Source organism: Rhodoferax sp. TH121, assembly GCF_002251855.1.
In the GTDB taxonomy this organism is placed as follows: domain Bacteria; phylum Pseudomonadota; class Gammaproteobacteria; order Burkholderiales; family Burkholderiaceae_C; genus Allorhodoferax.
This window is the reverse complement of the sequence record NZ_NOXW01000022.1, coordinates 194,313-206,855: the sequence shown is the minus strand read 5'-3', so window position 1 is coordinate 206,855 and position 12,543 is coordinate 194,313. Positions and strand designations below refer to the sequence as shown.

The following is a 12,543-nucleotide window of genomic DNA, read 5'->3' as shown; positions in this document are numbered from 1 at the left end:
CCCTTTAGTTGGTCGTGACCTGATGGCCGGCATCAGGACGCCACACGGTGCCAATGGACACGCTCTTGAGCTTCTTTTGACGACCGTACCACAAATTCACCACCCCCCGGGAGAAGAAAACACCCGAGAACATGCTGGTCAGAATACCCAGGCAATGCACCACGGCGAAACCACGCACCGGTCCGGAGCCAAAGGCCAGCAGGGCCAGACCAGCGATCAGGGTGGTGACGTTGGAGTCAATGATGGTGGCCCAGGCGCGGTCGTAACCAGCGTGGATAGCCGCCTGCGGCGAAGCACCATTGCGCAACTCCTCCCGCACCCGCTCGTTAATCAGCACGTTGGCGTCAATCGCCATGCCAAGCACCAGCGCCATGGCCGCCATGCCCGGCAGGGTGAGCGTTGCCTGCAGCATGGAGAGCACTGCCACCAGCAGCAGCAGGTTAAACGCCAGCGCAATGCTGGAAATAACGCCAAACAACATGTAGTAAAGGCACATGAAGACGGCAACCGCTACGAAGCCCCAGGTCACACTGTGGAAACCTTTGGTGATGTTTTCGGCGCCCAAGCTGGGGCCAATGGTGCGTTCTTCAATAATCTCCATCGGTGCGGCCAAGGAGCCCGCGCGTAACAACAATGCCGTGTCCGCAGCTTCCACCGTAGTCATACGGCCCGAGATCTGCACCCGGCCACCGCCAATTTCGGAGCGGATCACTGGGGCGGTCACCACCTCACCTTTGCCTTTTTCAAACAAGAGGATGGCCATGCGTTTGTTGATGTTCTCCCGTGTCACGTCGCGGAAGATGCGAGCACCCTTGGCGTCCAGCGACAGATTGACGGTGGGCTCCTGGGTCTGGCTGTCAAATCCTGGCTGGGCGTCGGTCAAATTTTCGCCAGTCAGAATGACCTGTTTCTTGACGATCACGCCTTGGCCGCTGCGTTCCAGATAGCGCTCCGAGCCAAACGGCACCACGCCAGCGCCGGACTCGGCAGCACGCGCCTCGGCGCTTTCATCCACCATGCGGATCTCCAGCGTGGCGGTACGGCCCAAGATGTCTTTGGCCTTGGCAGTGTCCTGGACACCGGGCAATTGCACAACGATGCGGTCCAGACCCTGCTGCTGAATCACCGGTTCCGCCACACCCAGCTCGTTGATGCGGTTGTGCAGTGTTGTGATGTTCTGCTTGAGCGCCTGCTCTTGCACAGTGCGCGCAGCAACCGGCTTGATGGTTGCGACCATCTTCACATCGGTGCCTTCAGCCGTTTCCACGGTATCTAGGTCGGCAAACTGGTCTTGGACAATGCGTTTGGCGGCCTGAGCAGTCGCCGCGTCACGGAAGCGGATTTCAATGGCTTGGCCGCTGCGCGTGATACCGCTGTGGCGCACGTTCTTCTCCCGCAGGGTGCTGCGGATATCACCGGACAAGGACTCGGCCTTCTTGGTCAATGCGGCCTGCATGTCCACCTGCAACATGAAATGCACACCACCACGCAGGTCCAGCCCCAAATACATGGGAGAGGCACGCATGGCCGTCAACCAAGCTGGGGAGCGGGACAACAAATTCAAGGCCACCACGTAGGTGGGATCCGCCACATCCGGATTCAAAGCCTTTTGCAGCGCGTCTTTCGCCTTGAGCTGGCTGTCAGTATCAGCAAAACGGGCCTTGATGGAGCCGTTTTCCAAGCTGATCGCATCGGGACTCAGTCCGGCCGCCTTGAGCACCTCTTCCACCTTGGCCAAGGACGTGGGGTCCAGCTTCACTATGGCCTTGGCGGGAGACACCTGCACCGCTGGCGCCTCGCCAAACAGATTGGGCAGGGCATACAACCCAGACACCACGAGCGCGATCAGGATGATCGCGTACTTCCATACCGGATAACGGTTCATGATCGCGCGTCGCTTTGAGAAAATTACTTGATGGAACCCTTGGGCAGCACTTGCACCACGGCGCTGCGTTGGATTTGCACTTCCACGCCGCTGGCGACTTCCAGACCTACATAGCTGTCACCCAGCTTGGCAACCTTACCCAACACACCGCCAGCAGTGACGACTTCATCACCCTTGGCCAGTGCATCCAGCATGGCGCGGTGCTCTTTCTGCTTCTTCATTTGGGGGCGAATCATCACGAAATACAGCACCACAAACATCAGCACCAAGGGCAGCATGCTCATCAGGGTGGACTGCATATCACCGCCAGCGGCAGCAGGAGCGGTTTGGGCAAAAGCAGAAGAAATGAACACAGGCAAACTCCACAAAATGGGTCAATGACAAACGCGCTTCGCCCTGCAGAACGACCGCGCACGGCCGCGCCGCTTCTAGGCGAGCAACCGGTCATTGTAAGCCGGGGGAAAGGCCCGCCCGGGAGGGGCGGGCAAGGCCCTAGGCGGCCTGGGTTTGCTTGACAGCGGGTGTCTGGCGGTACTTTTCCAGCAAGACCGCCCATTGCTGGCGGGCCGCCTGCAAATGGCGCGCCTTGACGTGGCCATAGCCGCGGATCTGTTCGGGCACCCGGGCAATAGCGGCGGCGGCATCGCGATTGCTGGCGCCGAGCGTGAGCAGCAGGGACTCGATGGCCGTGCGGTACTCGCCGATCAAGGCCCGCTCCTCGCGGCGCTCGGCGGTGTAGCCGAACACGTCCAGCGCTGTGCCGCGCAATCCTTTCAGGGAGGCCAACACGCCAAACACCGGGCGCATCCAACCCCCCAGGCGCATTTTCTGCAGCTCGCCCCGCTCGTTTTTGCGGGCCAGCAGGGGCGGCGCGAGGTGGTAGGCCAGCTTGAAGTCGCCCTCGAACATGCCCTCCACCTTGGCGCGGAAGGCTGTATCGGTGTGCAAACGCGCCACCTCATACTCGTCCTTGTAGGCCATGAGCTTGAACAGGTAGCGAGCCACAGCTTCAGACAAAGGTAGCTTGTCACCGCCCGCGGCGGCCTCCTCTGCACTGCGCACCTTGGCGACAAAATCGGCATAGCTTTGGGCGTAGGCCGAATTCTGGTATGCGGTCAAAAATTCCACGCGCTTGCGCACCAGCACATCCAATGACTGCGGGCTGCGCGGCGTGAAGGCGATGACCTGTCCCGGGTTCAGCGCGCGCTGCACGGCCGGCCAGTCCACCGCAGCGCGGCGGCCCCACTCAAAGGCTGTCTTGTTATTGGCCACGGCCACAGCGTTGAGTTCGATGGCGCGCATTAGCGACGCTAGGCCCAGGGGAATCCAGCCTTTTTGCCAAGCGTAGCCCAGCATCATGGGGTTGGTGTAGATGCTATCGCCCAGCAGATGGGTAGCGGCCGCATCGGCGTCGAACACGCCTAGGTTACCCTCTCCCACCGTTTTGGCGATATCGGCCACGCACTGGTCGCCGGGATTGGTCCAGTTGGCGTTCTTCACAAACGCGGCCGTGGGCGCGCTGTTGGTATTCAGCGCCACGTGGGTGCGGCCCGGGCGCATGCGCACCAGCGTTTCCTTGCCCGCCACCACGATGGGGTCGCACCCCAGCACCAAGTCGGCAGAGGCCGTGCCCACGCGGGTGGTGCGAATGGCATCCTGGCTCGCGCCTATGAGCACGTGGCTCCAGGTGGCGCCGCCCTTTTGCGCCAAACCACCCGCGTCCTGCGTGACGATGCCCTTACCTTCCAGATGAGCGGCCACGCCTAGCAACTGGCCGATGGTAATGACCCCGGTACCGCCCACACCGGCGACGATGGTGCCCCAGACGCCGCCAATGGCGGTGGCGAGGTCAGGCAGAACGGGATCCGGCAAAGCCGGCCAGGAACTGCTGTCACCGGCCTTGCTATCAGCTTTGGATTTGGCAGCCTTCTTGAGCGAGCCGCCCTCCACCGTTACAAAGCTGGGGCAGAACCCTTTGACGCAGGAGAAATCCTTGTTGCAGGTGCTCTGGTTGATCTGGCGCTTGCGGCCAAACTCAGTCTCCAGCGGCTCCACGCTCATGCAGTTGCTCTGCACGCTGCAGTCACCGCAGCCCTCACACACCAGCTCGTTGATGACCACGCGCTTGGCCGGGTCCACCAGGCTGCCGCGCTTGCGGCGACGGCGCTTTTCCGTCGCACAGGTTTGGTCGTAGATGATGACGGTGGTGCCCTTGATCTCGCGGAACTCGCGCTGCACCGCGTCCAGTGTGTCGCGATGCTGGATGGCGATATCCGAAGGCAAGCCCTGCACGTCGTCGTATTTGTCCGGCTCATCGGTCACGATGATGATCTTGACCGCGCCCTCCGCCCGCATGCTCTGGGCGATCTGGACCACAGAGTGCCCCTCGGGCCGCTCGCCCACCTGTTGACCGCCGGTCATGGCCACGGCGTCGTTGTAAAGAATCTTGTAGGTGATATTCACGCCCGCCGCAATGCTTTGGCGCACTGCCAGCAGGCCGCTGTGGAAGTAGGTGCCATCGCCCAGGTTGGCAAAGATGTGCTTCTCATTGGTGAAGGGCTGCTGGCCCACCCAGGGCACGCCCTCACCGCCCATCTGTGTGAAACCGTCAGTGCTGCGGTCCATCCAGATGGTCATGAAGTGGCAGCCAATGCCGGCCATGGCGCGCGAGCCTTCGGGCACCTTGGTAGATGTGTTGTGCGGACAGCCCGAGCAAAACCAGGGCTGGCGGTCTGCACCCTTGGTGCCCGCCAATTCGATGGCATGCATCGCGCGCTCCTTGGCCTCCAGAATCGCCATCTGCGCGTCAATACGGGCGCTGGTGTCTGCGTCCAGCCCCAGCTTCTTGATGCGCTGGGCAATGGCGCGTGCAATCAGCGCGGGCGACAGGTCGGCGTTGGCGCGCAAGAGCGTGTTGGCGGTGGGGTTGGGCATGGACCATTCGCCGCCGGCGCCGTAGTGGTCCGGCGTTTCCACTTCGTTGAACTTGCCCAGCACCGTGGGGCGCACATCGGCGCGCCAGTTGTAGAGCTCTTCCTTGAGCTGGTACTCGATGACCTGGCGCTTTTCTTCCACCACCAGAATCTCCTGCAGACCGGTGGCGAACTCGCGCGTAAGCTGCGCCTCCAACGGCCAAACCACCCCCACCTTGTGCAGGCGGATACCGATGCGTTGGCAGGTCGCATCGTCCAGCCCCAGATCGGCCAGGGCCTGGCGCGTGTCGTTGTAGGCCTTGCCACTGGCGATGATGCCGAAGCGGTCGTTATTGCCCTCGATGACGTTGTAGTTAAGCCGGTTGGCGCGGATGTAGGCCAGCGCGGCGTACCACTTGTAGTCCATGAGCCGGGCTTCCTGCTCCAACGCATGGTCGGGCCAGCGGATGTGCAAACCGCCGGGCGGCAACACAAAGTCGGCCGGCAGGCGGGTGATCACGCGGTCGGGATCAATCATGACCGTCGAGCTGGACTCGACGATTTCCTGAATCGTCTTCATGCCTGCCCAGACGCCAGAAAAGCGGCTCATGGCGAAGGCGTGCAGCCCCAGGTCCAGGATTTCCTGCACATTGGCCGGGAAGAATACCGGCGTGCCGCAGGCCTTAAAGATGTGGTCGCTCTGATGGGCGGCCGTGCTGCTCTTGGAAATGTGGTCATCCCCCGCCACCGCAATCACGCCACCCCAGGGCGTGGTGCCCGCCATGTTGGCGTGCTTGAAGACATCGGAGCAGCGGTCCACGCCCGGGCCCTTGCCGTACCAGATACCGAACACGCCGTCGTACTTGTTGCTGCCGGGCGGGGCAAAGCCCAGCTGCTGTGTGCCCCACAGCGCGGTGGCGGCCAGCTCTTCGTTCACGCCGGGCTGGAAATGGATGTGGTGGGCCTGCAGGTACTTCTCGGCCTTGACCAGGGACTGGTCATAGGTGCCCAGCGGCGAGCCACGGTAGCCGCTGATGAAGCCGGCGGTGTTCTTGCCCAGGCGCTGGTCGCGCACACGCTGCAGCATGGGCAGTTTGACCAGGGCTTGCACCCCGCTCATGAAGGCGCGGCCGTAGTCGAGTGCGTATTTGTCGTCGAGAGTGACCGTGTCCAGCGCCGTGCGGATGTGCTCGGGCAGGTCCCGGTTGAGGGGTGCATTCATGATGCGTGTCTCCGTTATGGTTGTGCGCAAAGTGTAGGCGTCTGGCCCGGATATGTCTTTGCTTTCTTTGCCTTCAAACTGGGTTTCAAAGAATGAATCTTTCTCCATAATGCAACTTATGGAAACACTCGATCGTTTTGACCTCGCCATCCTGAAAGAGTTGCAGGACGATGGGCGCCTGAGCAACGCCGAGCTGGCTACCCGCGTGGGCCTGAGTGCGGCGCCCTGCTGGCGCCGCGTCAAGGCGCTGGAGGAAAACGGCTTCATCACCGGCTACCGCGCCGAGATCAACCGCCACAAGATGGGCCTGGGCGTGCTGGCCTTCGTGCGGCTGGACGCCAACCGCAACAGCGGTGATGTGCTACACGGGCTGGAAGAGGCCATCCGCGAACTGCCCGAGGTCATCAGCTGTCACTACATCAGCGGCACCGGTACCTTCGAGCTACAAGTCGTGAGCCGCGACCTCAACACCTTCAGCCAGTTCGCGCGCGAGGTGCTCATCAACCTGCCCAATGTGAAAGACCTGCACACCAGCTTCTCGCTGGGCGAGGTCAAGGCCAGCAGCGCGCTACCGTTGGGTCACTTGCAGCCCGCCCCCACGCCCACGACCCGGAGCCGCCCATGAAACGCCGTCACGCCCTCATTTATGCGTCTTTTTGGCCTCTAGCCCTCGTTGCATATGCGCAAGCAGTTCCTGATTTAGTAGCAAAACAGTCGCCCCTTCCACTGCGTAACCTGCTGATCGAAGTGCGCCAGGTGCAGTCAGACGACAGCCAGCGCAGCGGAGTGGAGTTGGGCAGCCGTCCCGGGGTGCAGATGAACCAGTCGCGCAGCAGCGGCACAGCCACGCAGCAGGCACTGGTACTCAATGGCCGCCCAGTGCGTCTGATGCCGCAGACCACCACGCCCATCCGCCTGCTGCAGGGCTTTGTGCGCAATGGCCGCGTGGTGACTACCGTGGGCACTGTGCTGCTGGAAGCCGGGACGGGCTTCAGCGCCACGCCGCGCTGGGACGGTGGCACCCTGGTAGAGCTGGACCTGGCGGCGCAGCAAGCCCTGCGCAGTGGCAATACCGTTCCGGGGGCGCAAACGAATGCAGGGGCCAGCAGTGTGCTGGCACTGCCGCTGGACGAATGGACCACGGTGGGCGAGTCAGAACAAAACAGCCAGGCCAGCAACAGCGGCCTGACCGGCGCGCAGCAGCAGAGTGGCCAAACCCGCACCGAGGTGCAGGTGCGCGTTACGCTGCGCTAGCGATCCACTGCGCGTGGTAGGCCGGCAAGCCGCGCACCGGCGCGGCCTCCACCGGCGCAAGGGCCGTGGTGGCGGCTGCCGCCGGGTCGCCCCAACGCGCCAGCAGCCAGGTGCCGCGCGCGGTGCCTTCCATCGCATCATGGCTGGCCAGACAGCGGGCCTGGGGCAGCAGCGCCTGCAGCAGCGCCAGGTACAAGGCGTTTTGGGCCAACGGCCCTTCCAGCACCACAGTGCGCGGCAATGCCACGCCGTCCCAAAGCCGCTCCACCAGCCAGGCGGTGGTCTGGGCGCAGTACAGCGCAGCCAAGGCTGCGCGCTGGCCATGCGGCAGAGCGACTGGCAAGGGCTTGCCCTCACGCAGGATCATTCCCTGCCGCCCCATGAATGGGCCGCCATGCTCGGCAAATGAAGGCATGGCCAGCGTGGCGGAGTCCACCAGCGCTTGCACATCGTCCAGCGTACCGGCATCGGGCGATGCCCCGTCCAGCAGATGCGCGAACTCCCGCCCGCCCATGAAGCGGGCCGTGGGCGTTGCGCGGCCCAGCACATCCACATTGGCCAGCATGTCGCGCTCGGCCTGTAGGCTGGCCGTGGGCGCGCCGGGCGCCATCAGCACGGTCCAGGTGCCGGAGGACACCACGGTTAGCGCCGAAGCATCCACCTCCGACGCGTCCAGGTAACGCGCCAAGCAGGCATTGCTGTCGTGCACGCCGACATGCACCTGGCAGTGCGCGGGCAGACCCCAGGCCGTGGCGATCTCCGGCGTGACGGTACCCAGCACCTCCCAGGCAGAGCGCAGCGGTGCAAACAGCGCGGCCCAGCCTTGGTCCTGCGCCAATGCGGAGAACGCCCCTTCCTGTGGCCGCCACAGGTGGGTATGACAACCTAGGGAAGAGACCTCACTGGCCGCCACACCACTCAGGCGCCAAGCCCAATACTGCGCGTAAGGCAGCAAGCAGTGCGTGCGCCGCCAGACTTCAGGATGCAGGTGTTGCACCTGGAACAGCTGGCGCGCAGCGTTCAAGCCGGCCGGCAGGTCCGGCGATAAGGTGCTGGCAAAACCATCAGCCGCCGCGTCAAAAGCCTTGGCCAACAGAGGGTGCAGAGCCAGACCGTCAAATTCGTAATCCACCGGATCCCAGGCCAGCCCCTGCCCCCCCAGCGCCACCAGCGCGGCACCGTGGGTGGATGTGATGACGCGGCTGCAGCGCGCGGTGTGCACGCAACCGCGCAGGGTCTGCGCCATCCAGTCTTCCAAGCCCTGCACGTCCAGAGCCGGGTAGCCCAAGGGCGAAGGCACACTGGCGTTAGCACGCCCGAAGCGCTCCAGCACCGCACCCTGTGCGTCCACCATGAGGAGCTTGGCGTGGCTTTTGCCGATGTCGATCACCAGCGTCAGTTCGTCGCTCACCGCCATACCCTCAGTCCATGTGGAACATGCAGGGCAGCGGCTCAGCCACGGGCGAACCATCCGGATTGGCGCGCATGATGTCGGCCATATGGGCCCACCAGCGCTGCATCACCGGGTGCTGCGGAAGTACGTCCATGGTGTGACCCGGCAGACGACGCAGCACTGCGAACAGCACATGGTGCTCCTCGTCCAGGTAGATGCTGTAGTCGCGCACGCCGGCTTTGGTCAGCAGTGCGCTGAGTTCGGGCCAGATCTCATCGTGGCGCTTTTTGTACTCCGCCACGCAGCCCGGATTCAGGAACATGCGGAAGGCGTACTTCTCGGTACGTTCAGTGGCGTTCATGCACGGACTCCCTGGCGGCGGAAGAAACGCGGCAGAACCATAGAGACGATGAGCAACGCGCCGATCACCATACTCATGACGATGCCGGTGACATTGGCCATGCCCATGGCGAAGGTGAACAGGCCCAGCAACAACACGGCCAGCATGGTGCCCACGATGCTGCCACGCCCACCTTCAATCGCCACACCGCCCAGAATCACCATGGTGATGGCATCCAACTCCCAGCCCATCGCAATATTGGGGCGCGTGCTGCCAATACGGCCCGTCAGCATGAGCGCTGCGAGCGCGGCCATGAGGCCAGCAAACACAAACAGTGCCATACGGTAGCGGTCCACCTCGATACCAGAAAAACGCGCTGCGACGGGGTTGGCGCCAATGGCATACAGGCGTCGACCGGCCACCGTGCGGTGCAGCACCACACCGACCACGATGGCACCCACCAGCAGGATGGCGAACTCGATAGGTACGGTCAACCAGCGCACGCCAATAACCTCGCCCACATAGCTGTTGCCCAGTGTGGAAAACACCTCGGGGTAACCAGAGATAGCCTGGTCCCCCAGCGCCACCAGCGCCAGCCCACGGTACAGCGACAGGGTACCAATGGTCACTACGATGGACGGCAACTTGTAGCGCGTGACCAGAATGCCATTGATGGCGCCGGCCACAGCACCGGTGGCAAAGGCTGCCAGGGTCATCCCCAGCGGGCCAGCCCCCGCCTTCATGGCATAGCCCATGGCCAGCGAGCACAGCGCGAGGATTGCCGCAATCGACAGGTCAATCTCGCCGGTGATGATGAGCAGAGCCAGCGCCAGCGCGAGGATGCCCTTCTCGCTGAAGTTAAAGGTGCTGTCGGCCAGCGCGTCGGGCGTCATGAAGCCCGGCTGCGCGATGCCAAACACCACCAGCAGTACCACCAGCAGGGCCAGAAGCACGCGTTCCCATGTGTTCCAGGCCTTCATGCTGTCGCTCCTTGCGCTGCGCCCGAGGGTGCCGCTTTGTGTTCCAGAATCTGGCGCCCTGCGCGCCGCTCAGCTCGGGCATTCACCGTCACCGAAATCAAAATCACGGCACCGGCAATGGCCTGCTGCCAGAACGGTGACACCTGGATCACCGGTAGCGCGCCATTGACCACGCCGATGAACAGCACGCCCAGCGCTGCGCCCAGCACACTGCCCACGCCACCGCCAATGCTGACGCCACCAATCACGCAAGCCGCCACCACGGTCAACTCATAGCCCGCAGCCAACTCTGTGTACGCAATAGAGTAACGCCCCACCCACAGCAAACCGGCCAGGCCGGCCAGCATGCCAGAGAGGGTGTAGACCATCATCAGGCGCTTGTTGGCGGAGATGCCCACATAGGCCGCCGCATGCGGGTTACCGCCCAGCGCGTAGATCTCGCGCCCTTCGCGGCGCAGCTTCAGAAACACCGCCGTCAAGGCCAGCACGGCCAGCGCAAACCAAACCAGCGCGGGCAGGCCCAACCATTCCTGGCGCGGCAAGCCCTTGATGACCTCATGGATGTCCTGGTCCGACACCCAGGCGCCCTTGCTCGCCACAAAGATGGCGCCGCGGTAAGCCGACAGCGTGCCCAGCGTGACCACAATGGGCGGAAGCTCAAAGCGCGTGATGAGCCAGCCATTCACCGCGCCCAGCAGGGCGCCAACACCCAAGGCCAGCACCAGCAACACGGGCACCGAGGCACCAGGCCAGGCCTTGCCGATGAGCGCGCACACCATGCCGGTGAGCGCCAGGTTGGAGGCTACGGACAGGTCAATGCCGCGCGTCAATAGCACCAGCATCTGGCCCATCACCAGGATAGCGAGGATGGCGGAGTCATTGGCGATGTCCAGGCCGTTGCGCCAGGTCAGAAACACGGGCGCGCGGGCCCCCACGGCCAGCGCAATGGCCACGATGATGGCCAAGAGCAGCCATTCACGACGAATAGATTTCAGGGAGTTCATGCTGCAAGCGCCTCCTGCACGGTGGCGGGTTCGTCCGCGCGGGACGCCGGCGCTGCGGCCAGGCCCGAGGCCGCGGCCACGATCTGTTCTGCGTGCGCATTCGCACGGTCAAATTCCGCCACCTGCACGCCGCGGCGCATCACGATGGTGCGGTGCGCGAGATGCATCACCTCGGGTAGTTCGCTGGACACGAGGATCACGGCCAGGCCCTGTTCCACCATCTCGGCAATGAGCTGGTAGACGGCCTGTTTAGCACCCACGTCGATGCCCTTGGTGGGCTCGTCCAGAATCACGATGCGCGGATCCAGCCCGAGCCACTTGGCGATTACCACCTTTTGCTGGTTGCCGCCCGACAGGCCGGACAGCAGCGTGTCGCTTGAGTGGGTCTTGATGCGCAGGCGCTCAATCATGCGCTGGCAGAGCGCGGACTCGCGCACCTTGGACAGCCACACGCCGCGCGCGAAGCGCGAGAGGCCAGCCAGGCTGATGTTGTGCTCCACCGAGAAGCCCAGAATGCCGCCCTGGCGCTGGCGCTCCTCGGGCACATAGGCAATGCCAGCCGCAATCGCGTCACAGGGGCGGCGCGCATGCAGCGTCTGGCCGCACACGACGAACTCGCCTTGGGCCGCGGGGTTCAGGCCCATGATGGCCAGCATGGCCTCACTGCGGCCCGAGCCCACCAGGCCGTAGAAGCCCAGGATTTCGCCGCGGCGCAGCTCAAAGGCCACGTTGTTGAATTCGGTAGGGTGCGAGAGGTTCTTCACCGTCATCACCACCTCGCCGGGGGTGGAGGCTATGTGCGGGTAGATCTGGTCGATGGCGCGCCCGGCCATGAGCTTGACCAACTCCTGCTCGGTGGCATCGGCTATCGCGCCATTGCCCACTGCGGCGCCGTCCCGCAGCACCACATAGCGGTCGGCCACGGCAAAGATTTCATCGAACTTGTGGGTGATGAAGATCACACCCACGCCTTGGTCGCGCAGCTGACGCACGATGCCGTAGAAGTCACGGATCTCGGCCTGCGACAGCGCAGCCGTGGGTTCGTCCAGGATGACCACCAGCGCCTTTTGCGACAGCGCGCGCGCAATCTCCACCAAATGGCGCTCGGCCAGACTCAGGTCCTTGACCAGCGTGGTGGCCTTGAAGCGCGCGCCGATCTGATCCAGCACGGCTTGCGCCTGCGTGTTCATCGCAGACCAGTCGATAAAGGGGCCTCGCATGAGGTGTCGGCCCACGTAAATGTTTTCGGCCACGCTGAGCTCCTCGAACATCACCGTTTCCTGGTGCACGGCCAGGATGCCTGCGGCCTGCGAGGCCTGTGCATTGGCGAAAGTCTGCACCTTGCCATTGAGCGTGATCACGCCCTCGTCCACCGGCACCACGCCGGTGAGCATCTTGACCAGCGTGGACTTGCCCGCGCCGTTCTCGCCCACCAGGGCCAGCACTTCCCCAGCCCGCAAATCCAAGTCCACCCCACGCAGCGCGTGGGTTGCGCCATAGCGCTTGTGGATGGTCCGCAGACTCAGCAATACATCAGACATGATGAGAATCCA

The 12,543-nt window shown here is 63.6% G+C and carries 10 protein-coding genes; 2 read left to right on the top strand and 8 right to left on the bottom strand.

Annotated features, from left to right (window positions below; translation table 11 throughout):
- Positions 1 to 4 precede the first annotated feature (4 nt).
- The 3 genes from secD to CHU94_RS15310 form a co-directional block, all read right to left on the bottom strand.
- Positions 5 to 1,885 (bottom strand): protein translocase subunit SecD, encoded by a 1,881-nt coding sequence (gene secD, locus CHU94_RS15320; protein ID WP_094481466.1) that lies wholly within the window; start codon positions 1,883 to 1,885, stop codon positions 5 to 7.
- A 23-nt stretch (positions 1,886 to 1,908) separates the two neighbouring features.
- Positions 1,909 to 2,238, bottom strand: a complete 330-nt coding sequence (gene yajC / locus CHU94_RS15315) for a preprotein translocase subunit YajC (RefSeq protein ID WP_094481464.1) — start codon at positions 2,236 to 2,238, stop codon at positions 1,909 to 1,911.
- Positions 2,239 to 2,377: 139 nt separating this feature from the next.
- Positions 2,378 to 6,019: an indolepyruvate ferredoxin oxidoreductase family protein gene (locus CHU94_RS15310; RefSeq protein WP_094482767.1), complete on the bottom strand. Its 3,642-nt coding sequence runs from the start codon at positions 6,017 to 6,019 to the stop codon at positions 2,378 to 2,380.
- 118 nt (positions 6,020 to 6,137) lie between these two features.
- Between CHU94_RS15310 and CHU94_RS15305 the strand changes: the two genes are divergently transcribed.
- Together CHU94_RS15305 and CHU94_RS15300 are read left to right on the top strand one after the other, a co-directional pair.
- Entirely contained in the window at positions 6,138 to 6,644 is a 507-nt protein-coding gene (locus tag CHU94_RS15305) for an Lrp/AsnC family transcriptional regulator (protein ID WP_094482765.1), read from the top strand.
- Positions 6,641 to 7,273 carry a hypothetical protein gene (locus tag CHU94_RS15300; protein ID WP_141211475.1) on the top strand — a complete coding sequence of 211 codons (633 nt, stop codon included), beginning with the start codon at positions 6,641 to 6,643 and terminating at the stop codon, positions 7,271 to 7,273. The genes CHU94_RS15305 and CHU94_RS15300 overlap by 4 nt, the downstream gene beginning before the upstream one ends.
- Here CHU94_RS15300 and CHU94_RS15295 read toward each other — a convergent pair.
- From CHU94_RS15295 to CHU94_RS15275, 5 genes are read right to left on the bottom strand one after another with little or no spacing between them, the layout of a single operon-like run.
- Positions 7,260 to 8,684: an L-fuculose kinase gene (locus CHU94_RS15295; RefSeq protein ID WP_176452052.1), complete on the bottom strand. Its 1,425-nt coding sequence runs from the start codon at positions 8,682 to 8,684 to the stop codon at positions 7,260 to 7,262. The two genes, CHU94_RS15300 and CHU94_RS15295, sit on opposite strands and share 14 nt — an antisense overlap.
- A 10-nt stretch (positions 8,685 to 8,694) precedes the next feature.
- On the bottom strand, positions 8,695 to 9,027 hold the full coding sequence (rhaM, locus tag CHU94_RS15290) for an L-rhamnose mutarotase (RefSeq protein WP_094481458.1): 333 nt from the start codon (positions 9,025 to 9,027) through the stop codon (positions 8,695 to 8,697).
- Positions 9,024 to 9,986, bottom strand: a complete 963-nt coding sequence (locus tag CHU94_RS15285; RefSeq protein ID WP_094481456.1) for an ABC transporter permease — start codon at positions 9,984 to 9,986, stop codon at positions 9,024 to 9,026. The genes rhaM and CHU94_RS15285 overlap by 4 nt, the downstream gene beginning before the upstream one ends.
- Positions 9,983 to 10,990, bottom strand: a complete 1,008-nt coding sequence (locus tag CHU94_RS15280) for an ABC transporter permease (RefSeq protein ID WP_094481454.1) — start codon at positions 10,988 to 10,990, stop codon at positions 9,983 to 9,985. The genes CHU94_RS15285 and CHU94_RS15280 overlap by 4 nt, the downstream gene beginning before the upstream one ends.
- Complete coding sequence (locus tag CHU94_RS15275) at positions 10,987 to 12,531, bottom strand: sugar ABC transporter ATP-binding protein (protein WP_094481452.1); 1,545 nt, start codon at positions 12,529 to 12,531, stop codon at positions 10,987 to 10,989. Before CHU94_RS15275 ends, CHU94_RS15280 begins: the two co-directional genes overlap by 4 nt.
- Positions 12,532 to 12,543 lie beyond the last annotated feature (12 nt).

What these genes read in the sequence shown, in the direction of transcription:
- secD (WP_094481466.1), bottom strand. Translation starts at nt 1,885, where the DNA reads ATGAACCGTTATCCGGTATGGAAGTACGCGATCATCCTGATCGCGCTC.
- CHU94_RS15310 (WP_094482767.1), bottom strand. Translation starts at nt 6,019, where the DNA reads ATGAATGCACCCCTCAACCGGGACCTGCCCGAGCACATCCGCACGGCG.
- CHU94_RS15305 (WP_094482765.1), top strand. Translation starts at nt 6,138, where the DNA reads ATGGAAACACTCGATCGTTTTGACCTCGCCATCCTGAAAGAGTTGCAG.
- CHU94_RS15300 (WP_141211475.1), top strand. Translation starts at nt 6,641, where the DNA reads ATGAAACGCCGTCACGCCCTCATTTATGCGTCTTTTTGGCCTCTAGCC.
- rhaM (WP_094481458.1), bottom strand. Translation starts at nt 9,027, where the DNA reads ATGAACGCCACTGAACGTACCGAGAAGTACGCCTTCCGCATGTTCCTG.
- CHU94_RS15285 (WP_094481456.1), bottom strand. Translation starts at nt 9,986, where the DNA reads ATGAAGGCCTGGAACACATGGGAACGCGTGCTTCTGGCCCTGCTGGTG.
- CHU94_RS15280 (WP_094481454.1), bottom strand. Translation starts at nt 10,990, where the DNA reads ATGAACTCCCTGAAATCTATTCGTCGTGAATGGCTGCTCTTGGCCATC.
- CHU94_RS15275 (WP_094481452.1), bottom strand. Translation starts at nt 12,531, where the DNA reads ATGTCTGATGTATTGCTGAGTCTGCGGACCATCCACAAGCGCTATGGC.